At 61.9% G+C, this 22,474-nt stretch carries 21 protein-coding genes; 13 read left to right on the forward strand and 8 right to left on the reverse strand.

Features of this window, described 5'->3' with window-relative positions; translation table 11 throughout:
- Positions 1–9: 9 nt before the first annotated feature.
- The 5 genes from ACYVDM_RS03155 (at position 10) to ACYVDM_RS03175 (ending at position 6,532) form a co-directional block, all read left to right on the forward strand.
- The gene (locus ACYVDM_RS03155; RefSeq protein ID WP_415793089.1) at positions 10–588 is read left to right on the forward strand and encodes a DUF4390 domain-containing protein; all 579 of its coding nucleotides are present in this window, start codon (positions 10–12) and stop codon (positions 586–588) included.
- Positions 585–2,906, forward strand: a complete 2,322-nt coding sequence (locus ACYVDM_RS03160; RefSeq protein ID WP_415793088.1) for a sensor histidine kinase — start codon at positions 585–587, stop codon at positions 2,904–2,906. Before ACYVDM_RS03155 ends, ACYVDM_RS03160 begins: the two co-directional genes overlap by 4 nt.
- A gap of 11 nt (positions 2,907–2,917) precedes the next feature.
- Positions 2,918–3,625, forward strand: a complete 708-nt coding sequence (locus ACYVDM_RS03165) for a response regulator (RefSeq protein ID WP_415793086.1) — start codon at positions 2,918–2,920, stop codon at positions 3,623–3,625.
- On the forward strand, positions 3,622–5,001 hold the full coding sequence (trkA, locus tag ACYVDM_RS03170) for a Trk system potassium transporter TrkA (RefSeq protein ID WP_415793084.1): 1,380 nt from the start codon (positions 3,622–3,624) through the stop codon (positions 4,999–5,001). Before ACYVDM_RS03165 ends, trkA begins: the two co-directional genes overlap by 4 nt.
- Before the next feature lie 61 nt (positions 5,002–5,062).
- Positions 5,063–6,532: a TrkH family potassium uptake protein gene (locus tag ACYVDM_RS03175; RefSeq protein WP_460475304.1), complete on the forward strand. Its 1,470-nt coding sequence runs from the start codon at positions 5,063–5,065 to the stop codon at positions 6,530–6,532.
- Between the two features lie 19 nt (positions 6,533–6,551).
- Here ACYVDM_RS03175 and ACYVDM_RS03180 read toward each other — a convergent pair whose 3' ends face one another.
- Positions 6,552–7,679 (reverse strand): mandelate racemase/muconate lactonizing enzyme family protein, encoded by a 1,128-nt coding sequence (locus ACYVDM_RS03180; RefSeq protein ID WP_415793082.1) that lies wholly within the window; start codon positions 7,677–7,679, stop codon positions 6,552–6,554.
- Positions 7,680–7,691: 12 nt separating this feature from the next.
- Positions 7,692–8,693: a Bug family tripartite tricarboxylate transporter substrate binding protein gene (locus ACYVDM_RS03185; protein WP_415793081.1), complete on the reverse strand. Its 1,002-nt coding sequence runs from the start codon at positions 8,691–8,693 to the stop codon at positions 7,692–7,694.
- 123 nt (positions 8,694–8,816) lie between these two features.
- Here ACYVDM_RS03185 and ACYVDM_RS03190 point away from each other — a divergent pair, with 123 nt between their 5' ends.
- Together ACYVDM_RS03190 and ACYVDM_RS03195 are read left to right on the forward strand one after the other, a co-directional pair.
- Positions 8,817–9,803, forward strand: a complete 987-nt coding sequence (locus ACYVDM_RS03190; protein WP_415793080.1) for a LysR substrate-binding domain-containing protein — start codon at positions 8,817–8,819, stop codon at positions 9,801–9,803.
- Positions 9,804–10,209: 406 nt separating this feature from the next.
- Complete coding sequence (locus ACYVDM_RS03195) at positions 10,210–11,460, forward strand: YbdK family carboxylate-amine ligase (protein WP_415793079.1); 1,251 nt, start codon at positions 10,210–10,212, stop codon at positions 11,458–11,460.
- Here the strand turns inward: ACYVDM_RS03195 and ACYVDM_RS03200 are convergent.
- A complete protein-coding gene (locus ACYVDM_RS03200) occupies positions 11,457–12,389 on the reverse strand; it encodes a methyltransferase domain-containing protein (protein WP_460475305.1) in 933 nt (310 codons plus the stop codon). The genes ACYVDM_RS03195 and ACYVDM_RS03200 overlap by 4 nt on opposite strands.
- A gap of 75 nt (positions 12,390–12,464) precedes the next feature.
- On the opposite strand from ACYVDM_RS03200, the gene ACYVDM_RS03205 reads away from it, so the two are divergent.
- Together ACYVDM_RS03205 and ACYVDM_RS03210 are read left to right on the forward strand one after the other, a co-directional pair.
- Complete coding sequence (locus ACYVDM_RS03205) at positions 12,465–13,295, forward strand: ComF family protein (RefSeq protein ID WP_415793077.1); 831 nt, start codon at positions 12,465–12,467, stop codon at positions 13,293–13,295.
- Between the two features lie 47 nt (positions 13,296–13,342).
- Positions 13,343–13,813, forward strand: coding sequence for a tRNA (cytidine(34)-2'-O)-methyltransferase (locus ACYVDM_RS03210; RefSeq protein WP_415793076.1), 471 nt, complete (start codon positions 13,343–13,345; stop codon positions 13,811–13,813).
- 239 nt (positions 13,814–14,052) lie between these two features.
- On the opposite strand, the gene ACYVDM_RS03215 is transcribed toward ACYVDM_RS03210, so the two are convergent.
- The 5 genes from ACYVDM_RS03215 to ACYVDM_RS03235 all read right to left on the reverse strand — a co-directional run bounded on the left by ACYVDM_RS03215 (position 14,053) and on the right by ACYVDM_RS03235 (position 17,532).
- Positions 14,053–15,048 carry a Bug family tripartite tricarboxylate transporter substrate binding protein gene (locus ACYVDM_RS03215; protein ID WP_415793075.1) on the reverse strand — a complete coding sequence of 332 codons (996 nt, stop codon included), beginning with the start codon at positions 15,046–15,048 and terminating at the stop codon, positions 14,053–14,055.
- 137 nt (positions 15,049–15,185) lie between these two features.
- Positions 15,186–16,229, reverse strand: a complete 1,044-nt coding sequence (locus ACYVDM_RS03220; protein ID WP_460475306.1) for an NAD(P)H-dependent glycerol-3-phosphate dehydrogenase — start codon at positions 16,227–16,229, stop codon at positions 15,186–15,188.
- Positions 16,230–16,250: 21 nt separating this feature from the next.
- Positions 16,251–16,784 (reverse strand): protein-export chaperone SecB, encoded by a 534-nt coding sequence (gene secB / locus ACYVDM_RS03225; RefSeq protein WP_415793074.1) that lies wholly within the window; start codon positions 16,782–16,784, stop codon positions 16,251–16,253.
- A gap of 54 nt (positions 16,785–16,838) precedes the next feature.
- Positions 16,839–17,096 (reverse strand): glutaredoxin 3, encoded by a 258-nt coding sequence (grxC, locus tag ACYVDM_RS03230; protein ID WP_415793073.1) that lies wholly within the window; start codon positions 17,094–17,096, stop codon positions 16,839–16,841.
- A gap of 13 nt (positions 17,097–17,109) precedes the next feature.
- A complete protein-coding gene (locus ACYVDM_RS03235; RefSeq protein WP_415793072.1) occupies positions 17,110–17,532 on the reverse strand; it encodes a rhodanese-like domain-containing protein in 423 nt (140 codons plus the stop codon).
- A gap of 246 nt (positions 17,533–17,778) precedes the next feature.
- Between ACYVDM_RS03235 and gpmA the strand changes: the two genes are divergently transcribed.
- From gpmA to ACYVDM_RS03255, 4 genes are read left to right on the forward strand one after another with little or no spacing between them, the layout of a single operon-like run.
- On the forward strand, positions 17,779–18,531 hold the full coding sequence (gene gpmA / locus ACYVDM_RS03240) for a 2,3-diphosphoglycerate-dependent phosphoglycerate mutase (protein WP_415793071.1): 753 nt from the start codon (positions 17,779–17,781) through the stop codon (positions 18,529–18,531).
- Between the two features lie 3 nt (positions 18,532–18,534).
- A complete protein-coding gene (locus ACYVDM_RS03245) occupies positions 18,535–20,148 on the forward strand; it encodes a murein hydrolase activator EnvC family protein (RefSeq protein ID WP_460475307.1) in 1,614 nt (537 codons plus the stop codon).
- Positions 20,149–20,173: 25 nt separating this feature from the next.
- Positions 20,174–21,625 (forward strand): S41 family peptidase, encoded by a 1,452-nt coding sequence (locus ACYVDM_RS03250; protein ID WP_415793069.1) that lies wholly within the window; start codon positions 20,174–20,176, stop codon positions 21,623–21,625.
- The gene (locus ACYVDM_RS03255) at positions 21,622–22,392 is read left to right on the forward strand and encodes a HesA/MoeB/ThiF family protein (RefSeq protein WP_415793068.1); all 771 of its coding nucleotides are present in this window, start codon (positions 21,622–21,624) and stop codon (positions 22,390–22,392) included. Before ACYVDM_RS03250 ends, ACYVDM_RS03255 begins: the two co-directional genes overlap by 4 nt.
- The last annotated feature ends 82 nt before the right edge of the window (positions 22,393–22,474 follow it).

Genomic DNA, 22,474 nt, shown 5'->3' on the forward strand with positions numbered 1-22,474 from the left:
CGAATGTCGATGATTTCTCGCTTATTTTGTGCGTTCTTGCTGTTATTCCTGTTGGTGCCTCTGGGCATCGGGCAGGCATACGCCGGTGATCCCCACGTCACGCGTATTGATCCCGTCATTCGCGACGGGAAACTCGAAATCGATGCGGAAATTGATGTCCAGCTGAATGATCAGTTGCGTGATGCCGCCGAGCGTGGATTGCCGCTGTATTTCACGGCTGACCTGGTGATCAGTCGTGCTCGCTGGTGGTGGTTTGACGAAACGGTGGTCGACACCAGCCGCACTTGGCGTGTGATCTATAACGCTTTGACGCGTCAATGGCGGGTCGGAACAGATGCGTTGAATCTGCCGGTGTCGTCGCTGGACGAGGCCATGGATATGGTCCGTCATATCCGGAATTGGCCCTTGATCGCCGTTTCCGAGCTGGATGCAGAGGTGCCGTACCGCGGTCAACTGCGTTTGCGGTTGGATACCTCCCAGTTGGCAAGACCATTTCAGGTCAACGCGCTCAATAGCAGTTCGTGGTCATTGGGTACACCTTGGACTGACTTCTCGTTCTCGGTGGCTGAACCGCAGGATCCTTCATGAGAATGCTGTTGCGCGTGGCGTTGATCATCGGCGCTATCAGCGGACTGGCGCTACTGGGTTTATTGGCCTGGTCCACGGGCAATGCTTCACGGCTTGCCCGCTATTACGACACGTTGCTGTTGCTCAACGGCATTTTTGCGTTGGCCCTGTTTGTCTGGGTGGTGGCGCTGACCACGCGTCTGGTGCGCCAGATTCGCCGGCGTCAGTTCGGCGCACGGCTGACGGCCCGGTTCGCGCTGGCGTTTGCGTTGATTGGCGTGGTGCCGGGCGCATTGATCTATATCGTCTCCGTGCAGTTCATGTCGCGGTCCATCGAATCGTGGTTCAACGTGCGGGTCGACAGTGCCTTGGAGTCGGGCCTGAATCTTGGCCGCGCCGCGCTGGATTCTCAACTGACGGATCTGGATGCCAAGGCGCGATCGATGGCGTCCGAACTCAACAATACGCAAGACCGCGATATCCCGCTGGCATTGACACGCTTGCGCGAGTCCAGCGGGGTCAAGGATGTGATGGTCTTTACGGGTGGCGGCCGTCTGGTGGCTTTTTCGACAGAGCAGTACGGCCAATTGTTGCCGGAAATGCCGCCGGTCTCGGTACTGAATCAGTTGCGGCTGGGGCGCGGTTACTCCGCGGCCGAGGCCGACGATACCGGGGTGGCGGCCGGCAAGGACCGTTTGGTCTTGCGAGTGGTAATTCCGCTGGCGGCCCCGCAGCGCTTTGATTCCTTGATGTCTCCGCCTTCGGAGCCCCGTTGGCTACAACTGTTGCAGCCCGTACCGGAGCAAATCGCGGATAACGCGAATCGGGTACAGGAGGGGTTCCGCGATTACCAGGAGCTCGCCCTGTCTCGATTGGGGCTGCGCAAGCTCTACGGCATTACCTTGACGCTGGCGTTGCTGCTGGCGGTGTTTGCCGCGATTGCCGTGGCCTTGTCGCTGTCCAAACGTCTTGTGCGGCCGCTGTTGCGGCTGGCGGCCGGTACTCAGGCGGTCGGGGTAGGCGATTATCGTCCGTTGCCAGAACCCCCCGAGCGCGACGAGGTGGGACAGTTGACGCGCTCTTTCAATGCGATGACGCGCCAGTTGGACGAGGCGCGCCGTATGGTGGAGAGCAATCGTCGCCAACTGGAGCGCTCCAACGTTTATCTGGAAAGTGTGCTGTCCAATTTGTCGTCAGGTGTGCTGGTCTTTGACGAAAACTTTCGTGTGACGACAGTAAACCAGGGTGCGCAGTCGATTTTGCAGGCGGATTTGCGTTCAGTGATCGGGCGGCCCCTGGAGACCGTCGATGGCATGCTGGCGTTCATCCAGATCGTGCGCCAGGCCTTTTCGCAGCACGCCGCGGTGGGCTCGGAGCGCCTGCACTGGCAGCAACAGTTCGAGATTTCGCCGGCGTCGGTGGCGGATTCCGTCGAGTCGTCGCAAACCCTGACCTTGTTGGCGCGGGGCACCCATTTGCGGGTGGATGGGCGCGGCAATGGCTATTTGGTGGTGTTCGATGACATCTCCGAGGTGATTTCAGCGAACCGTACCGTGGCCTGGGGCGAGGTCGCGCGTCGTCTGGCGCACGAAATCAAGAACCCGTTGACGCCGATTCAGCTGTCGGCCGAACGCTTGGCCATGAAGCTCGCCGATCGCCTGGAGCCTGCCGATCGGCAGATGCTCGAGCGGTCTACCAATACCATCGTGAATCAGGTGGGGTCGCTCAAGCAGATGGTGGATGATTTCCGCGAATATGCTCGCACGCCACCCGCCGTGATGCAAACCATCGATTTCAATGCGCTGGTGGCCGATGTGCTGGCGTTGTACGGGTGGGAGCCGGGCGAAAAGCACGCCATGCCGGGGCTGATGTCGACGCAGGCTTTAAACCTGGACGTCGAGCTTGAGGCGGGCTTGCCACCTATCGAGGGTGATCCGACGCAACTGCGGCAAGTCCTTCATAATCTACTGTCAAATGCGCGTGACGCGGTGGCAGAACAAGGCGCGCAAGGGCGTGTCCGGGTCACGACGCAGTTAATGAGCGGCCCGGACGGCGCGGCACAACCCGCAGTTCGTTTGACGGTCTCCGATACAGGCCAGGGTTTTTCGCCTAAAGTAATGCAGCGGGCCTTTGAGCCTTATGTCACGACTAAGTCACACGGGACTGGGTTAGGATTGGCAATTGTGCACAAGATCGTGCAGGAGCATGGTGGGAAGATCGATCTTGGCAACCGCAAGGAAGGGGGGGCTCGGGTTTCAATATTGCTGACCCGGGTAGCGGCAAGGGCTGCGACTATGGACGCGGCCTCGCAAGAACAGGATAATGCGGCTACGCAATAGGTGGATGGTTTATGGCCAGAATTCTGGTGGTGGACGACGAAGTTGGCATTCGTGAACTTTTGTCCGAGATTCTTTACGACGAAGGTCACACGGTCGAATTAGCCGAAAATGCAGCGCAAGCGCGGGCGGCGCGCTTGCGTATGCGTCCGGATCTCGTGCTGCTGGATATCTGGATGCCAGACACCGATGGGGTGAGCCTGCTCAAAGAGTGGGCATCCCAAGGGCTGTTGGACATGCCTGTCATCATGATGAGTGGCCACGCCACCGTCGATACAGCCGTCGAGGCGACGCGTATTGGCGCGATGGATTTCCTCGAAAAACCCATCACGTTGCAGCGTTTGCTCAAGACCATCGCGGCTGGGTTGGCACGGGGTCGTACTCAGCATGCGGCGTCGACGGTAACGCCTTTGGCCGCGGCGTCGCCGATGGTGCGCCTCGAAGACGAACTCGATCCGCCTCCCGCACAAGGCGCCGTGGCCAGTGTGCCGGCGCCTGTCGAGACGACGCCGGCTGCCAGCGGCAAGCTCGGTAGCATCCCGCTGGACCAGCCCTTGCGCGAGGCCCGGGACGAGTTCGAGCGTATTTACTTTGAATACCACCTGGCGCGAGAAAATAACAGCATGACGCGTGTCTCGGAGCGCACCGGGCTGGAGCGCACCCATCTGTATCGCAAGCTCAAGCAATTGGGCATCGAGTCCGCACGTAAACGCGCCACATGAAAATCCTCATTATGGGGGCGGGCCGCGTGGGCACCAGCGTGGCCGAGAACCTGGTGTCGGAGCAGAACGACATCACGGTGATGGACACCAATGCAGAGCAGTTGCGCTACCTGCAAGACCGTTTTGATCTGCGCGTCGTGCACGGCGATGGCACCCAGGTGTCGGTACTGGAGGGGGCAGGCGCCGCGGACGCCGACCTGTTTATCGCCTGTTCCGCCTCTGACGCGGCCAATATGGTCGGCTGCAAGATCACGCGCCAGTTGTTCAACGTACCACGCCGCATTGCCCGTATCCGCATGCCGGATTTTGCCGAGCATCCCGAGTTGATGGGCGAAGAAGGCTTTTGCATCGATGCCTTGATCAGCCCCGAGCGCAGCGTCGCCACCTATTTGCATAGTTTGATCGAGTTTCCTGAGGCCCTTCAGGTGGTCGAGTTTGCCGATGGCCGTATCAGCGTGGTGACGGTGAGGGTGGGGCATGGCAGCCCCATGGCGCATCACCCGGTGGCACAACTGCGCGAGGTATGGCCCGATGTGGCCGCCCGCGTCGTCGATGTGGTGCGCGACGGCCGGCCATTGCAAGCCGATCGAGGCACGGTGATTGCGCCAGGCGATGAGGTCGTGCTGGTGGTGGACACCCGTCATGCTCGCCGTGCCATACGACAACTGCGCGATGCGGAAAAATCTGTGCGTCGCGTGATGATCGCCGGTGGCGGCAATATCGGTCTGCGTTTGGCGCGACAGTTGGCTGAGGAGAACTACAGCGTGCGCATCATCGAGCGCAACGAACAACGCTGTGAGTATCTGGTGGCCGAGTTACCTAGTAACGTCTTAGTGCTGCACGGCAGCGGGACGGACGAAGAACTCCTTGAACGCGAAAACATCGAGGATATGGACACCTGGCTGGCACTGACCAGTGACGACGAGGACAATATCATGTCGTCGCTCTTGGCCAAGCGACTGGGGGCGCGCAAGGTGATCGCGCTGATTAACCGCCAGGCCTATGGCGAGTTGATGCAGGGCAGTCACATCGACATCGCGGTGTCGCCCGCACAGGCCACAATGAGTGAGTTATTACGCCATGTGCGCCGCGGCGATATTGCGGCGGTGCACCGGCTGCGCCAGGGCGTAGCAGAGGCGATCGAGGCCGTGGCGCATGGCGATCGCAGCACCTCCAAAGTCGTCGGGCGCCCGGTAGGCGCGATTCGTTTACCCAAGGGGGCCAGTATTGGCGCCTTGGCGCGCGGCGACGAGATCTTGATGCCGGATGACGAGACTGTCATCGAGACGGACGATCATGTCATTGTGTTTGTGCCGTCGCGTCAGATGATGCCGCGTGTGGAAAAACTCTTTCAGGTTTCGGCGTCTTTCTTCTGAGCTTTGATACGGGTCTATTCATGCGCCTTACGGCCATTCACGCTAGCACCGCTTTCACCGCATGAAACGTTTACTCGCCACGTTCTATGTTGCGGGCCTGACCATGGTCGTGTTTTCGCTGACCATGCTCTTGCCGTTGCTGGTTGCTTACCTGGGTGACGATGAGGGTTTGACAGCGTTTCTGGAAGGCTTTCTGCTGGCCTTCGGAGGGGGGGGCGCCGTCTGGTTGGCCACGCGACGGGGTCGCAGCGAATTGCATGCGCGCGATGGATTTTTGCTGGTGTCGGTGGTGTGGCTCAGCCTGCCGCTGTTGGCTGCAATTCCGTTGCTGATCTACTTTGATGGTGTCGGCGTGCCGTTGTCATTTACCGATGCCTATTTTGAGGCGATGTCGGGGTTGACGACCACCGGTGCCACGGTGTTGACCGGACTGGATTATCTGCCCGCGTCGATCAATTTGTGGCGCAGCACGCTGGTCTGGATTGGTGGATTGGGCATCCTGGTGCTGGCCGTAGCCATTTTGCCGTTGCTTGGCGTGGGGGGGCATCAGGTGGTGCGGGCCGAAACGCCCGGTCCCATGAAGGACGAGCGCTTGACGCCACGCATTGCCAGTACGGCCAAGGCCTTGTATGCGGTGTATTTTGGGCTCTCGGTGCTTTGCCTGGTGGCCTATCGCGGCGTCGGGTTGTCCTGGTTTGATGCTTGGTGTCATACGGCGACGACGATGGGGTTGGGGGGATTTTCCACGCGGGACGCGGGCTTCGCCTACTTTGACTCAGTGCCGGTCGAGATCGTGTCCATGATCTTCATGACCCTGGCGGGCATCAGCTTTGCGACGCATTTCAACGCCTTGCGGCAGGGTAGTCTGCGCGCGTACCGGATCTGTCCGCAAACCATCCCGTATCTGACCATCATGCTGGGAGCGGGATTGGCGATTTCCGCTTTTTTGTACGTTCGCGGTGTCTATGATGATCCTGTCCAGGCGCTGCGCTATGGCATGTTCAACACGATTTCAGTGGCTACCACCACAGGCTTTGCCAACGTGGATTACGCCGCGTGGCCCTTGGTGGCACCTCTGACCATGTTGCTGCTGTCGGGTTTTGTGACCTCGGCGGGTTCGACAGGTGGCGGAATCAAGATGGTGCGTGCCCTATTGTTGGTCAAACAGGTCCGTAACGAGTTGGTCGTCATGCTGCATCCCAGTGCGGTCAGCCCGATCCGTATGGCTGGTCGCCTGGTTTCTCAGCGGGTGATGGCGTCGGTGCTGGCTTTCATGGTGGTGTATGTCCTGTCGATCGGTTTGCTGGCCAGCCTGATGCTGGTGTCGGGGCTTGAGCCCATCGCGGCGTTTTCGGCAGTGCTGGCCAGTATCAATAACACCGGGCCGGGTTTGGGGTCGGTGGGCCCCATGGGCAATTTCGGAGTGCTGACCGACTTTCAGACCTGGGTGTGTACGTTTGCCATGCTGATCGGCCGGCTGGAATTGCTGACTGTCATGGTGCTGTTCACGCCCATGTTCTGGCGCAAGTAACCGGCACGTCGGGCTCACGCTACGCAAGGGCGACACGATACCGCGCCAGCGCGGCCAGATTCGGCTCGACACTCATACCGGGTGTGTCCGGCAGGTGAAACCAGCCGTCTTTCAAGTTGTTCAGCGGGTATACCTGCTCGCGCAGTGGATTCGGGTTCGCATCGACTTCGACCATTCCCGCCGGGCCCAACGCGGCGCGCAGATGCATTGAGGCCGCCAATCCGATGCCGCCGCCCAGCCAGTGCGGGCAGAACGTCAGCCCCGCGTGCTCGGCGCGGCGGGCGACTGCCAGACAACCCGAAATACCGCCCCATTTGGCCACGTCGGGTTGCACGAAACGTAGGTGTCCATTCCGGATGGCGGCTTCGAAGTCGGCGTGGCCGCGGATGTTCTCCCCGGCGGCCAGCGGGACTGGCGTGCTGTCGGCTAGCCGGCGCCATACGTCCAGCGGTTCGTCGGCCGCGAGCGGCTCTTCGATCCAGAACGGCTCGTAGCGTGCCAGCGCGGCGATCCGCCGTGCCGCCGTGTCTGGTTCCCAGGCCTGGTTGGCGTCGATCATGATCTGCGCCTCTGGGCCCAATGCGGCGCGCATGGCCTCGAAATCCGCGATGTCCTTGTCGGGTTCGAAACCCACCTTGAATTTGAACGCGGTATAGCCCTGGGCCTGTTTGGCCAGTGCGAATTCGGCGGGCTGTTCGGGGCCCAGGCCGCTGGCGTACAGGCGCACGCGGTTGCTGGCCTGTGGCGTATCGGCCAGCAGGCGCCACAGGGGCAGGCCAGCGCGGCGGGCCTGCATATCCCATAGGGCCTGATCGATGGCGGCGATGGCTTGTGCCAGCGGGCCGGGCTCGCCGGCTTGCAGCGCCATGCGGCGCAGGCGCTGTGTCAAATGCCGCCAGGTGTCGGCGGGTTGGTCGCTGGATGTGCCCAGGAGCAGCGGGGCGACGATCTCGCGCACGATGCGGGCGCGGTGCTCGGCGCCTACGGTCGGAAAGTTGCAGAACACCTCGCCCCAGCCCCAGGCGCCATCGGCCGCACTGATACGCACGAACACGGCGGGGCGATTGGTCATGCTGCCCACGGCTGCGGTCACGGGGCGTTCAATCGGGGCGCGAAATACCCAGCATTCGATGTTGGCAATGGTCATCGGGTGTGTCGCTCATTGCACCGAGATGCCGATGTCGGTGGCGACTTTACGCCATTTGGTCAGCTCATCGCCGATGTACTGGCGAAACGCCTGAGGTGTGCCCGCATCGGTGGAGAGCCCGGCTGCGGCCAGGCGCGCCTTGATGGCTGGGTCAGCCTGGATCTGGTTGATGGCCTGGTTCAACTGGTCGACGATGGAGGCGGGCAGCCTCGCGGGGCCGGCCAGGCCCTGCCACGCCACGGCCTCGAAGCCGGGCAGATCGGCGGCCTCGGCTATCGTCGGAATATCCGGGTATTCGGGCCTGCGCGTCAGCCCGCATACCCCTAGCACCCTCAGTTTGCCGGCATTGACCTGCTGCATCATCGATCCCTCATCGGCGAAAATCATGTCCACGTGCCCTGCGACCAGGTCTCCCACCAGCGCGCCGGTGCCCTTGTATGGTACGTGCAGCAACTTGGTGCCGGTGCGTGACTGGAACAGCTCGGCAGCCATTTGTTGCATGCTGCCGGTACCGGACGATCCGTAGGTCAGTTTTCCCGGGTTGGTTTTGGCGTAGGCGATGAGTTCGGCCGCGGTGCGCGCCGGCACCTGGGGGTTCAGCACCAGCACATAGTTGACATTCACGGTCTTGGCGATGGGTGTCAGGTCGGCCAGCGGGGCGATGGGGTTGTTTTTGTAAACGACCGGGTTGATGCCCAGGATGGCGATGTTGCCCACCAACAGCGTATGGCCGTCGGCCGGCGCGCGCTTGACCATCTCGGCGCCGATGTTGCCGCTGGCGCCAGGACGGTTTTCCACGATCACGGTCTGGCCCAAGATGCGGGATAGTTCAGGCGAGATGATGCGCGAATAGATATCCACCGCGCCGCCGGGCGAGAAAGGCGCGATCAGCCGGACAGGCTGGCTGGGGTAGGCGGGCTGGGCGGCGGCCCGGCTGCTTGTGGCATAAGCCACGGTGGCCAGCATGGCGCCGCGCAGGAATTGCCGCCGTGCGAGGGGAAATGGGGGGCGCATGTCGTCTCCTTGATGTGGGCCGCCTGTGGGGGCGTGTGTCGAGCGGCGGCTCTTGCAAGGATTATCGACAGTGTGGTGTTAAGCATCAATTATTAATATCTCATTAACCCATATACTTTTCATATGAGCACGCTACCGCTATCTCAGTCAGATGGACAGCCGTTGTCGCGCGCCGCGGCGTATCGGCTCGATCGTTTGCGTCTGCGCCACCTGCGGTTATTGGAAGTCATCGACCGCGAAGGCTCGCTGGGCGCGGCCGCGCGCGAGTTGGGTATCAGCCAGCCGGCGGTCACACTGTTGTTGCGCGAGGTCGAAGGCGTTTTCGGCATGCAGTTGGTCGAACGCGATGCGCGCGGTGGCCGCTTGACCGTCGCGGGCCGTCATGCACGTGAACGGCTGGTCATTGCGATGGCTTCGGTGAATTTCGCCATCGGCGCGGCACGGCAAAGCGGGCGCGATCCGACGCTTCGGGTAGGCTGTGTGCAACTGGTGGGCTTTAGCATGCTGCCCGAGGCGTTGACGCGTCTGTTGGAACAAGACACGCTGCCGCATATGCACATCGAAGAAGCCGAGGCCGTGACACTGGTTGCCGCGCTGGCCGCCGGCGAGCTCGATTGCGTCATCGGCTGGCTGGACGAGACTATCGCTTCGACGGTGAATCTGGATCTGCTGCATGTCGAGCCGCTGTGGGCGGGTCGTATGCAGGTGTTTGCCGCGACCGGGCATCGATTGGCCCGGCGCAAGCAGGTGCGCATGGCTGAACTGGCCGAGTTTCCCTGGGTGGTGCCGCACCGTGGGTCGCGCACCTATGCGGCGTTCCAGCGTTTGTTCCTGAATAGCGGTCTGGCCGCACCGCGTCCGCGGGTAGTGTGCACGTCCATTCATTCCGGCATGCATATGGTGGCAGGGGGACGGTTCGTCAGCGTCGGCCCGGACCGCCTGATCGCGCAATACCGCGACAGACTGGGTATCCAGCCGCTGCGCGGTCGCGAGCTCGATACCGGGCGCACCCAGTTGTCGTTCTTTACCCTGAAGGAAGCGGCTGATTTCGAGCCGGCGCAACGATTCAGGCACGCCTTGCTGGCCACCCAGTTCGAGGGCGCCGATTGACGGCACCCGTCGCTACCGCAAGCCTGTTACCAGGGGCGCTCGCAGCGGAATCGAGAACGCAGACTTCTGTCACAGTCTGGTCAGGGAAACCCTGCAAAATACTAGGAATAACCCGATATAGGGTTAACCCGCCCATCTCTGGCAGCCGCATTTTTAGCGAGAAAACACAGCCGATACCGCTGTCACCCGCGCCATTCCTAGTCTGTGAGTAGTCACTTACATTGTTGTCACAGACAAATACGCCTGGATTCTTGAAGTTGCGCGTAATTGTCACGATTTTGAATCTTCTTGGCACAAAGTTGCGGCTATCATGCAGGCATAAGACACCGTCAAGTGCCCCCCGGGAGGTCGCCGGGCTTCAAGGCCGAATGGTGCGCCCCCACCAACGTACATTAAGGAGTCAGAGATGGAACAGATCCCGTTCGTCTCGTCCGCCCCCAACACGCTCGGCATAGAGCTTGAGCTGCAACTGATTAATCCACGTAGTTTTGACTTGACTGCGGCGGCGGACGAGTTGCTGGTTCAGATGGCCAATCATCCGATTGCGGATCGGGTCAAGCCCGAAATCACCCGCTCTATGATTGAGCTGAATTCCTCGGTACACGAACACCCCATGGGCCTCTTGGCCGAAATGCGCGAAATGCGTGATGCCTTGTGCGAAGCCGCAGACGCGGTGGGGGTGTCAGTCGCTGGCGGAGGGGCCCACCCCTTCATGCGTTGGCAAGAGCGCGCCATTTCCGATTCTCCCCGGTTTCAGTATCTGGCTGAAATGTACGGTTATCTGGCGCGTCAATTTACCGTGTTCGGTCAGCATATTCATTTGGGCGTGCCCTCGGGTGATGCGGCGGTGCGTATGGTGCGCGGGCTGTCCCCGTATGTGCCGCATTTCATTGCGTTGTCGGCGTCGTCGCCCTATTACGAAGGGGTGGATACGTTGTTTTCGTGCTGCCGCCTCAATGCTGTCAACAGTTTCCCCTTGTCGGGGCATCTGCCGGCGGATGTGACCGACTGGTATCAGTTCGAGGCCCATATGGCCCAGTTGCGTCGCAGTGGCTTGGCCGAGAGCATCAAGGACCTGTATTGGGATATTCGTCCCAAACCCGAGTTCGGTACGGTAGAGATACGCGTATGCGATACCCCGTTGACCGTTGAGCGGGCGTGCCAGCTGGCCGCCTTTGCCCAGGCACTGGCCGTGCTAGTGACGCGCGAGCCCCAGCCCGCGCCTACGGCATGGCTAGCCTATCGCAGCAATCATTTTCAGGCGTGCCGCTTTGGCCTCCAGGGCAGTTATGTGACCCCGGATGGGCAGCGTTTGCGCTTGATCGATCATCTGCGTTCGCTATTCCTGCGTCTGATGCCGATCGCGGAAGAGCTCGGCACCCGGGATATGCTGGCCACATTGCAGGACGAGGCGATCCGTAATGGTAATGATGCCCGCTGGCTGCGCGGTCAGTTCCATCGCGTGCGCGACTTGCCCTCTGTCGTCGAGTCTATGACCCGGGTCTGGCGAGGCGAGCGCGAAACGAGCGCGATTGCCGTCGAGGTGCAGCGTCGCCGCATTCGTGCGACCTCCGAGCCCGTGCACGGCAGTGTGCAAGCCTTGGCGACGCCCGACCCGGGGCTTGCCTCGGGATGGGGATCCGATCGATTGCATTAACTGCCGGCGCGACGCCCGCCGATGGCGCTGATCGAGAGATGAGTTTCGCCCGCTGCGCTGCGGCGGGCTGCTGCGCGCCAAGCGTGGCCATAGGACACTTCGATCGTCAGCGCAATGACGCCGTCTGTATTGCGCTGGGCCTCTAGGGCGGCATGCAGTCGATTGAGCCAACTTCGGCCGACCAGGCCTCGACGGCGGTCGCTGGCGGGGTTGCCGCCCAGCGCCCGTACGTCTTCGAGCAGGCGTTCCGGGCTGCGGTAGGTGAGCGTCAGGGTTTCTTGATCCATGACCGGGTCAGAAAATCCGTTTTCCACCAACAGGTCGCCGAAGTCGTGCATATCGACAAAAGCAGGCGTGGCGGTGCGCAGGCCGGCGTCGTCCAGTGCCTGGCGTAGTTCGCGCAGCGTGGCCGGCCCCAGACAGGAAAACATTGCCAGTCCGCCGACTTTCAGCACACGTCGCCATTCGGCCAGCACGGCATGCGGGGCGGGGTGCCAGTGCATGGCCAGATTGGACCAGACCAGATCGAGCGATTCGGGAGGCAGGCCGGTATCGGCGAGATCGGCACGGATAAAGCGCGGGGTGTTATGGCCGAGTCCGACCAGTTTGCCCAGCCACTGGGTGACGCCGCCGGAGGCATGGCGCTGACGGGCGTGCGCTAGCACGGCCTCGTTGATATCCAGGCCGTGGTAGGCCGCATCGGGATAGCGTTCCCGTAGCAGGGGCAGGTTGTCTGCGGCGCCACAGCCCGCATCCAGCAGGGCTGTGGGTTGCAAGCGTATGTACTGCAGCCGCCCCAACATGCGTCGGGCGACTTCGCCGTACAGAAATTGGGCGTCGGAGAGATCGCCGCGGCGCGAAAATTGTTGTACGACATGCGCGGGGTTGAGCGGCAATGTCGGAGGAGTAGCGGGCGAGGGTTGTGACATGAATGTCGCGCTACCCGACGGCAGCGCAGGAAAAGCGTGGTGTGATAACGGCCCGAGCAAAATGCATGAGCCTGAATGTCGTCCATTATTGCCTATTCGCGTTTTCTCTTCCCGTTACGCACCGCCACGCAGCGGGTCTTTGCCCTGATCGCGACGGATTGTCCGTTGTGCGCGGGCGCGGCAACCGGCGGGCGCCTCTGCGTCGGATGTATCCAGGATGTTGCGGCCACCATGCGCGACGGCTGCCAGCGCTGTGCACGTTGTGCCCAGCGTATGCGTGCCACGGGACGCGAGTGCCCCTCTTGTGCGGACATGAATCCCGTCTTTACGCGCACCATCGCCGCGTTTGACTATGAACCGCCTTTCGATAGCCTGATCGGTCGTTACAAGGCCGAACGTCGCTATGGGTTGAGTACAGCGTTGGCGCAACTGCTGGCCGATGCCGTCGTTCGCGCCGGCGGCGTGACGTCCTCGGCATTGTCGCCGTCACCTCCTCAGACCGCACTGGTTGCGCAAAACGGAACCTATGCTCTGCGGGTGGGGACGATCCTGGTCCCGATTCCGTCGAGTCGCCAATCGCTGCGGCAGCGTGGCTTTAATCCTGCGGCTGAGTTGGCGGCCAGTTTGGGCGTATGCTTGCACCTGCCCGTCCGACGCGGTGTGTTGCGGCGCTTGCGTGAAGGTCCCCGGCAGGCCTTCAGTTCTCGTCAGGCGCGTCGTGCTGGCGCGGAGGGCCTCTTTGAGTGTGTCCGGCCGTTGCCCGGCTGTCCGGTAGGGCTGGTCGATGATGTCATGACCACCGGCAGCACCGTGAATGCCGCGGCCCAGGCGTTGTTGAGCGCTGGCGCGTCAGAGGTGACGGTGTTGGTGGCGGCCCGTACCCCGGTGGGTGGCGAATTTAATTAGATTAGATAGAGTGATGCGCAGCGTGAGCGTTGGCCAGGATTGAATGTATGTTTCATGTCGTACTTGTTTGCCCCGAAATCCCGCCCAATACCGGCAATGTGATCCGCTTGTGCGCCAATGCCGGGGCGCAGCTGCATTTGGTGCGGCCATTGGGTTTTGATCTGGATGACACGCGCTTGCGTCGCGCCGGCCTGGATTATCACGAGTGGCAACCCGTGCAAGTGCATGACACGTTGGCACAGGCGTTGGCGGCGACGGGCGCGCGGCCCGATCACTGCTATGCCATGACCACCCGTGCGTCGCACAACGTGTCAGAGGTTGCCTTTGTGCCCGGTGATGTGTTTGTGTTCGGTCGCGAGACGGCTGGCTTGTCCGCCGAGCACATGGCCATGTTTGCGCCCGCTCAGCAGATACGCTTGCCCATGTGCGAGGGCCAACGCAGCCTGAATTTGTCCAATGCGGTGGCGATTACCGTGTTTGAGGCGTGGCGTCAGAATGGTTATGCAGGTGGAGCGTAGTAGGCCTGCTTTCTTAAGGCGTCCCCGCCGCTGGCTGGCGTAGGCTCCACCGGCGTAATCGCTGCGGCTCGGCCCAACCAGGGGCCTCGGTCCCGCTGCGCGGGACTTGCCCGCAGCTCAAAACGCCGGTGGAGCCTACGCCAGCCAGCGGCGGGGACTCGCGTTAGGGAATGCGGGGGGGCTACTTAGGGTAACGGCGTACGTATGGGGTATGTCAGTTTTCTGGGTGCCGACTCTGATTAATCTAGCGATAGGTTCAATTGGTTGATGACGGTGTTCCAGCGGGCCTGGTCTTTTTTGATGCGGTCGGTAAGGCCTTGCGGGGTGGAGGGGGCGGCGGTGAAGTATTGCTGTGCCAATTGCTTGCGGACGGTGTCGCTGTTGATGATTTGGGAGAGTTCTTTGTTCAGTCTCTCTACGATCGGGGCGGGGGTGCCGGCGGGGGCCAGGATGGCGTTCCAGGAGATGGCTTCGAAACCGGGATAGCCCTGGGTGGCCATGGTGGGGATGCCCGCCAGGGATTCACTGGGTTCCAGGCTGGTGATGGCCAGTGCTTTAGCTTTGCCGCTTTTGACTTGCGGCATGGCAATGGCGGGGACCATAAAGCCGGCTTGTACGTCGCCGGCGATGATGGCGCTGATGACTTGTGGGAAACCCGAGTAGGGAATCTGTACCAAGTCGATACCGGCCTCGTTTTTGAACATTTCCATTGCCAAGTGAGCGGAACTGCCGGGGCCGACGGAACCGTAGTTCAGTTCGCCCTTGCGTTCGCGCGCCAGTTTGATGAAGTCGGCGACGTTATTGACGGAGAGGGTCGCGGGGACGGTCAGCACGTTCGGGCTGGTGGCCACCAGCGTGATGGGCTGGAGGTCTTTGAGCGGGTCGTAGCCCAGTGTCTTTTTGTAGAGTTCGGGTGCGGTGACGAGCGGGCCGTTGATGGTGTAGACCAGGGTGTAGCCGTCGGGTTTGCCTTTGGCGACCATGCGGGTCCCGATGTTGCCGCCGGCGCCTGGTTTGTTGTCGATCACGACGGGCTGGCCCAGTGCTTGGGACAGTGGCTCGGAAATCGTTCGCGCCAAGAGATCAGGGGACGAGCCTGGTGGGAATGGCACCACCATGTGGATGGGGCGTTCGGGCCAGTCGGCCGAGGCGGTGGTCGGCAGTGCGGCGGCGATCAGGATCAAGGGCAGGCAGCGCAAGAGCGCAATCGCGCGAAAAGGGCGGGTCAGGGACATGGTGCGTTCTTTTGTTTGTCTCGAGGTTGGTCTTGTCCGTGGATTTTATGGTACGGATCGGGCTGTGCGGCGATAGGGGAAAGTACGGCATGGCGGGCGGGATCGCTGATGCGGATATCGCATGGACCGCTTGCGGCTCAGGTTTCCAGGCGTGCTTCCCGGGCGAGCAGGGCGGAGACGGCGGTCACCGGGGCGACGCCCTCAAATAGCACGTCGCAGACGGCTTCGGTAATGGGCAACTCTACGCCCAGCGTGCGGGCGCGTTGTAGCGCGGCTCGCGCGCAACGTACGCCTTCGGCCGTAATACCGCTGGCCAGGATATCGGCCAACGGCCGTCCGGCACCGATTTCGAGGCCGACGCGGCGGTTGCGAGACAGCTCGCCAGTGGCGGTCAGGACGAGATCGCCCAGGCCCGTCAGGCCGGCAAAGGTTTCGGCCTGGGCGCCCAGCGCCACGCCGAAGCGGCTCATTTCGGCCAGGCCCCGGGTGATCAGTGCCGCGCGGGCATTGGTGCCCAGGGCGAGGCCATCGGAAATACCGCAGGCTACGGCGATGACATTTTTCAGGGCGCCGCCGACCTCGACGCCCGTGACATCGGTGCTGGCGTAGACGCGCACCGCGCCGCCATGCAAGGCGGCGGTTGTGTGCTGGCGCACGGTGTCGTGGTCGCTGGCGATGGTGAGCGCGACGGGCAAGCCCCGTGCGACTTCGCGGGCGAAGGACGGGCCAGACAGTACGCCACCGGGAAAATCGGCGATGCCGTGGAGGGCTTCTGCGACGATTTCATGGGGCAGGCGGGCGGTGTCGGCCTCGAATCCCTTGCAAGTCCAGACCACGGGGGTGTGCGACAAGCCAAGGACGGGCAAGCGTGTCGCGAGCTCGCGACAGATGGGATCCAGGCCGGCGACGGGCACGCCCAGGATAATCAGTGCGCGTGACGGCGCTGCCGCTAATGGCGCCAGGGCCGCCGTCAGATCGCTGGTGATGGCCAGCGTTGTGGGCAGCGCGATGTCAGGCAGGTAACGCGTGTTTTGGTGCGATTGAGCCATCGCATCGGCCTGTGTGGCATCACGTGCCCACAGAATGGTGCGGTGACGGCGGCTGGCCGCGGCGGCCAGCGCCGTGCCCCAGCTACCCGCGCCTAAAACGGCAATGCTCAGTGGGGCGGGTGACGGGGTCATCGGCGTGCGGCAGCAAAAGGCTTATTGGCGGGTAGCGCCCGGCGGCAAGATGATGCCGGAGTCTGCCCCGTTAGGGTTACCTTCTTGCTGTTGTTGCTGGGCCAACTCGGCGATGCGCTGTTCGTACAGTGCCTGGAAGTTGACTTCGGCCAAGTGCAGGGCCGGCATCGAGGTGCGCGTGATCGCGTCGGCCACGTTGGCGCGCAAGTAGGGATACAGCATGGTGGGGCATACGATGCCCAGCAGCGGATCCATTTGTTCGGCAGGAATGTTGGCTAGCTCGAAAATGCCAGCCTGGGTGCCTTCGATCAGGTACAGTACCTTGTCGTTGACACGGGTGGTCACGGTCGCCGTCACGGTCGATTCGAAGATCGACTCGGCCAGGCGCTGGCCACCCACGTTGATGCTGACTTCGACTTGCGGCTGCTCTTGTTCCAGGAACACGTGAGGCGCATTGGGCATTTCCAGCGACAGGTCTTTCAGGTAGACGCGCTGCATGTTGAATGCAGGGGCAACGCCTTCCTGCTGCTGGGTGTTTTGATCCTGTTCAGCCATGAGAATTTCCGGGTTGTAGGTGAGCAAAAATAAAAAGCGGGCGGTAGTTAGCCGTCAGCCGTTAAGCAGGGGCAGCAAGCCGGCTGAGCGATCCAGCGCAACCAGATCGTCGCACCCGCCGACGTGTTTGTCACCGATGAAGATTTGCGGGACGGTACGGCGGCCGGTGCGTTCGATCATGACATCGCGCTGGGCCGGGTCTTGATCGATACGGATGATTTCCAGATCGGTCACGCCACGCTCGGTCAGCAGCGTCTTGGCGCGCGAGCAATAAGGACAATAATCCTTGGAGTACATGACAACTTTACTCATGCCGGGCTCCTGGTCAGGGTTTCTGGGTTAAGGGCAGGCCCGCCGATGACCAGGCACGGATCCCGCCTTCAAGCACGGAGACTTCGGTAAAGCCTTGGGTACGCAGGCGGGCAGCGATACGACCGGAGTCACGGCCCGTTTCGCAAACCACCAGTAGAGGCTTGTTTTTGGGCAGCGAACTGGCTTTTTGCTCGATCTCGCTGGCCGGTACGCTACGCGCCTGGGCAATGTGGCCGGCACGGAATTGTTCACTTGGGCGCACGTCTACCCATATTCCCTGGTTTTTGTTGACCAGTTGGATGGCTTCGGCCGTGCTGAGGCCCGAGCCGCTACGGCCCTTGCGCAGTGAGGGGATTGCCAGCATGACGCCAGCTACCACTGCCACGATGACGATGAATATGTTGTTTTTATCAACCAAGAATTGCAGAAGATCCACAGAGGTTCCTGAAAGGGGGACGAGCTTGCAACAATGCGGCTTGCAATAATACGTCGCGCTCGTCTGAAAAATGGCGGCCTGATTCGGACCCGCATCATACCGGGTTGGCGCGGGTAGCCGGGCGTAAACGCCTGCGGCTTACCGTAACAAACCCCGCGTTACCGGGAAAAACCAGGAACAAAACCAGTCAATTATAAAATGAGCGCATTCGTCAACTCTACGCCGGCCTTTCGGCGGCCAAAAACCATGTACAAACTCGTTCTGATGCGTCACGGCGAAAGCCAATGGAATCTGGAAAACCGCTTTACGGGTTGGACCGATGTCGACCTGACTGATACCGGTCGGGAGCAGGCGCGCAAGGCCGGCGAGCTGCTCAAGAAAGAAGGCTTCGAATTTGATCTGGCCTACACCTCTGTGCTCAAGCGCGCCATCCGCACGCTATGGATTGCGCTGGATGCCATGGATGCAATGTACACGCCCGTGGGCATCAACTGGCGCCTGAACGAACGCCACTATGGCAACCTGCAAGGCTTGAACAAGGCCGAGACGGCCGCGAAGTATGGCGACGAGCAAGTCCTGATCTGGCGCCGTGCCTACGCGATTGCGCCCGATCCCCTGGCGCTGGACGATGAACGCCATCCCCGTTTTGATGATCGTTACGCCAAGATCCCGGCCGACCAACTGCCCGCGACCGAGTGCCTGCAGGACACCGTGGCCCGCGTCTTGCCGTTCTGGAACGAGTCTATCGCGCCCGCCATCCGTGCGGGTCGTCGCGTGCTGGTCGCCGCACATGGTAATAGCCTGCGCGCCCTGATCAAGCATTTGGACAATATCTCGGACGACGATATCGTTGGCGTGAATATTCCGACGGGCCAGCCGCTGGTCTACGAGCTGGATGAAGCACTGCGCCCGATCCGCCATTACTATTTGGGCGATGCAGCGGAAATCGAGGCTGCCATGGCAGCGGTTGCCGCCCAAGGCAAGGCGAAAAAGGACTGATTCATGCGGTTTATGGCGGGTTTGCTGTTGACGATGGCTGCGGCGATGACGCCGTGGCCCGGCGTTGCGGCGTCGTCGGATCTGGCGGGTCGCCAGACCGATGCCGAACAACAGCAAGCCGCGCTGCGTGAACGTATCGATGCGTTACAGCAGTCTCTCGAAGACCGGGAGGCCGAGCGTAGCGAGGCCGCCGACGCCCTCAAGGCGTCGGAGACGGCCATTTCTCGCATCAACAGCCGCTTGCGCGACCTGGCTGCCGACAATGAGCGGGCCGAGGCCGACCTGGCGGGGCTGGAAAAGCAGATCGGGGTGCAACAGCAAACGCTGAAACGGCGGCGCACCGAGTTGGCTGACCAATTACGCACGCAATACGCCAGCGGCCTATCGCCCTGGACTGCCCTGTTGTCGGGCGACGACCCACAGCAGTTGGGTCGCAATCTCGGCTATCTGGGGTATGTTTCTCGCGCTCGCGCCGCCTCGGTAACGGCTTTGCGACAAGATCTGGATCGTTTGGCCGATTTGCAAGGCCAGGCGGATGCACGTCGGGCCGATATCCAGCGTATGGTCACGGAAACGTCCGAGCAAAAAACCGAGTTGGTGGCCCAGCAATCCGAGCGCGCGACCCTGTTGGCCCAGTTGGAAGGGAAAATTGCGGCGCAGCGCGCCGAGGCGCGCAAGCTGGGGCGCGATGACAGTCGCCTGTCGACCTTGATCGTCGACCTCGAAAAAGCCATTGCCGAGCAGGCCGAGGCGGCGCGGCGTGCCGAAGAGGCCCGTCAACGTGCCGAGGCGGTACGCCTTGCCCAGGAAGCCCGTTTGGCCGAAGAGGCCCGGGTCAAGGCCGAGGCGCAGCGCAAGGCCGACGCCGCCCGTGCGGCAGAGGCCGCGAAAGCCGAGGCGGCCCGCGTCGAACAAGCCGCCAAGGCCGCCAGCCAGGCCAGCCGTGACCAGGCGGCTCGCGATGTGGCCCAGGCACGTGAGCAGGTCGAAGCCGCCCGCGCGCGCGAGCGAAGCGCCGTGGCCTTGGGTGATTGGGATTCCTTGCGTCCGATTGATCAAGGTGGCGTGCGTGTCGCGCCGGCGCCGCCCGCGCGTCCTGTCGACCCCCCGGCGCGGACGACGCCGGCCACGCCGCCTCCCGCGGCGAGTCAGGTGAGCAACGATGACGATGAGGCATCTACACAACAACAGGCCACCCGCCGAGCGCCCGCGCCCGCGCCCAGCCAGGGGAATGGCCTGCGCCACGGACTGACTGCACCGGTCCGTGGTACGGTACAGGGACGTTTCGGGGTAGATCGGCCCGATGGCGGCGTCTGGCGCGGGATTGTCTTGCGCGCAAACGCGGGCACGCCGGTCAAAGTCGTGGCGCCGGGCACGGTTGTTTACGCCAGCTGGTTACGTGGTTTTGGCAACTTGATCATCGTCGATCATGGCAAGCAGTACATGACCGTATATGCCTACAACCAGAGCTTGCTCAAGCAGGTCGGGGACGCTGTCGCCGCGGGAGATTCCATCGCGACGGTAGGCTCGACCGGCGGGCAGGTGGAATCGGGCCTATACTTTGAAATTCGCTATCGTGGCACCCCGGTGGATCCGGCCCAATGGTTGGCCTTATAACCCGGCTACAAATCAGGAAGTGTGCATGGGCACTCGCAAGTATCGTGGTTTCGGTTTAATCGCTACCGGTCTGGTGGCGGGCGTTTTGCTCAGCGTAGGTGTGTCAGCACTGGCGCAGCGCGGCAGTCCTCTGCCGCTGGACGAGCTCAGGCAACTGAGCAACGTCTTCGCCGCTATTAAGAACAACTACGTCGAGGCGGTCGATGACAAGACCCTGATCAACAATGCCATTTCGGGCATGGTGTCCAATCTGGACCCGCACTCCGCCTATCTGGATGCCGATGCATTTCGTGAAATGCAAAGCACCACGCAAGGCGAGTTTGGGGGCCTGGGCATCGAGGTCGGCGCCGAGGATGGTTTCGTCAAGGTCATTTCTCCCATCGAAGACACCCCGGCGGCGCGTGCCGGCGTGATGGCGGGTGACCTGATCATCAAGATCGACGATACGCCCACCAAGGGCATGGCGTTGAACGAAGCCGTCAAGCTGATGCGTGGCGCGCCGAAGACCCCGATCAAACTGACCCTGATCCGCGCGGACAATCCGAAACCTATCGTCGTGAACATCATTCGCGACATCATCAAGGTGCGCAGCGTGCGCAGCAAGATGCTGGACGATGGCGTTGCCTATGTTCGTATTTCCCAGTTCCAGGAAAAAACCGGCTCGGATTTGGCGCGCCACCTGAAAGAGCTGGGTGCCAAGGCGGCTCCCAAGGGTTTGGTGCTGGACCTGCGTAACGACCCAGGTGGTTTGCTGACCAGTGCGATTGGCGTGTCGGCAGCGTTCCTTCCGCCCGATGTGCTGGTCGTGTCTACCGACGGCCGTACGCCAGACTCCAAGCACAAATATCTGGCCACCCCGGCCGAGTATGCGCGCGGCGAAGGCAACTATCTGTCCGATCTTCCGGCGTGGGTCAAGACTGTGCCCATGGTTGTGCTCGTCAACGTCGGCTCGGCGTCCGCCTCGGAAATCGTGGCCGGCGCGTTGCAAGACTACAAGCGCGCCAAGGTCCTGGGTAACCGTACATTCGGCAAAGGTTCGGTGCAGATCATTCTGCCGCTGAGCCAGGATACGGGCGTCAAGCTCACGACGTCGCGCTATTTCACGCCCAAGGGCCGCTCCATCCAGGCAACGGGTATCGAGCCCGATCACGTGGTGGCAGATACGGCGGATGGCGATCTGTTCCGTCTGCCTCGCGAGGCCGATTTGCAGCGCCACTTGGCGAACAATCAGAGCGATGAGTTCAAGTCGTCCGCCCCGGATGCGGACGAGGATACGCCGCCGCCATCCAAGGTGTTCGAGTTCGGCAGCAGCGATGACTTCCAACTGCAACAGGCGCTGAATCTGTTGGCCGGCAAGCCAGTCAAAAAGGGTAGTGTCCGGGCTCAGGCCAAGGCGAATGCCAAGCCTACGGTCGGTGGCGAAACCGAACGCATGACGATCACGCCGTCCGGAGTTCAGCCCGCCAAGAACAAATGAACGACCAGCAGTTACTGCGTTACGCCCGGCATATTCTGCTTGATGAGCTGGGAATCGAGGGTCAGGAGCAATTCCTGGCGGCTCGGGTGCTGGTGGTAGGCGCGGGGGGGCTAGGGTCGCCCGCCGCGCTGTACTTGGCGACGGCCGGTGTGGGTAGCATCACGCTGGCTGACGATGACAACGTTGAGCTGAGTAATTTGCAGCGACAGATTCTGCACGTTGAGGCCAGCGTTGGCCGGCCCAAGGCCGAATCGGGCCGCGATACGCTGGCTGCCTATAACCCCGAAACGCAGGTCAATGCACGCGTTGAGCGCCTGGAGGGTGTGGTGCTGGGAGAGGCCGTTGCCGCGGCCGATGTGATTCTGGACTGCACGGATAATTTTGCGACTCGACACGCGATCAATCGCGCCTGCGTACAGCATCGCAAACCGCTGGTATCCGGCGCGGCGATTCGGTTCGATGGTCAGATCAGTGTCTATGATCTGCGCCACGACGACGCGCCCTGTTATCACTGCTTGTTCCCCGAGGCCGACGATGTCGAGGAAGTGAACTGCGCCACGACCGGGGTGTTTGCCCCCTTGGTGGGCATCATTGGGGCCATGCAGGCCGCCGAAGCCCTGAAACTGTTGGCAGGCGTCGGTGAAAGCCTGTCTGGCCGACTGCTGTGGCTGGACGTGCGCACCATGCAATGGCGCAGCGTGAACGTCAGCCGCGATCCCGAATGCGCGGTGTGCGGACATCGCGAGCATTCGGTCGCGGCGGCTTGATTCCCTGATTCAGGTTGATTTTTTCAACCAATCGTCACGGTTAAAGTTTTCATATAACCTGATAAATAATCTACAATCGTCG

The organism is Bordetella tumulicola, from assembly GCF_054779135.1.

Coding starts and splice junctions, on each gene's coding strand:
- ACYVDM_RS03155 (WP_415793089.1), top strand. CDS start 10: ATGATTTCTCGCTTATTTTGTGCGTTCTTGCTGTTATTCCTGTTGGTG.
- ACYVDM_RS03160 (WP_415793088.1), top strand. CDS start 585: ATGAGAATGCTGTTGCGCGTGGCGTTGATCATCGGCGCTATCAGCGGA.
- ACYVDM_RS03165 (WP_415793086.1), top strand. CDS start 2,918: ATGGCCAGAATTCTGGTGGTGGACGACGAAGTTGGCATTCGTGAACTT.
- trkA (WP_415793084.1), top strand. CDS start 3,622: ATGAAAATCCTCATTATGGGGGCGGGCCGCGTGGGCACCAGCGTGGCC.
- ACYVDM_RS03175 (WP_460475304.1), top strand. CDS start 5,063: ATGAAACGTTTACTCGCCACGTTCTATGTTGCGGGCCTGACCATGGTC.
- ACYVDM_RS03180 (WP_415793082.1), bottom strand. CDS start 7,679: ATGACCATTGCCAACATCGAATGCTGGGTATTTCGCGCCCCGATTGAA.
- ACYVDM_RS03185 (WP_415793081.1), bottom strand. CDS start 8,693: ATGCGCCCCCCATTTCCCCTCGCACGGCGGCAATTCCTGCGCGGCGCC.
- ACYVDM_RS03190 (WP_415793080.1), top strand. CDS start 8,817: ATGAGCACGCTACCGCTATCTCAGTCAGATGGACAGCCGTTGTCGCGC.
- ACYVDM_RS03195 (WP_415793079.1), top strand. CDS start 10,210: ATGGAACAGATCCCGTTCGTCTCGTCCGCCCCCAACACGCTCGGCATA.
- ACYVDM_RS03200 (WP_460475305.1), bottom strand. CDS start 12,389: ATGTCACAACCCTCGCCCGCTACTCCTCCGACATTGCCGCTCAACCCC.
- ACYVDM_RS03205 (WP_415793077.1), top strand. CDS start 12,465: ATGTCGTCCATTATTGCCTATTCGCGTTTTCTCTTCCCGTTACGCACC.
- ACYVDM_RS03210 (WP_415793076.1), top strand. CDS start 13,343: ATGTTTCATGTCGTACTTGTTTGCCCCGAAATCCCGCCCAATACCGGC.
- ACYVDM_RS03215 (WP_415793075.1), bottom strand. CDS start 15,048: ATGTCCCTGACCCGCCCTTTTCGCGCGATTGCGCTCTTGCGCTGCCTG.
- ACYVDM_RS03220 (WP_460475306.1), bottom strand. CDS start 16,229: ATGACCCCGTCACCCGCCCCACTGAGCATTGCCGTTTTAGGCGCGGGT.
- secB (WP_415793074.1), bottom strand. CDS start 16,784: ATGGCTGAACAGGATCAAAACACCCAGCAGCAGGAAGGCGTTGCCCCT.
- grxC (WP_415793073.1), bottom strand. CDS start 17,096: ATGAGTAAAGTTGTCATGTACTCCAAGGATTATTGTCCTTATTGCTCG.
- gpmA (WP_415793071.1), top strand. CDS start 17,779: ATGTACAAACTCGTTCTGATGCGTCACGGCGAAAGCCAATGGAATCTG.
- ACYVDM_RS03245 (WP_460475307.1), top strand. CDS start 18,535: ATGCGGTTTATGGCGGGTTTGCTGTTGACGATGGCTGCGGCGATGACG.
- ACYVDM_RS03250 (WP_415793069.1), top strand. CDS start 20,174: ATGGGCACTCGCAAGTATCGTGGTTTCGGTTTAATCGCTACCGGTCTG.
- ACYVDM_RS03255 (WP_415793068.1), top strand. CDS start 21,622: ATGAACGACCAGCAGTTACTGCGTTACGCCCGGCATATTCTGCTTGAT.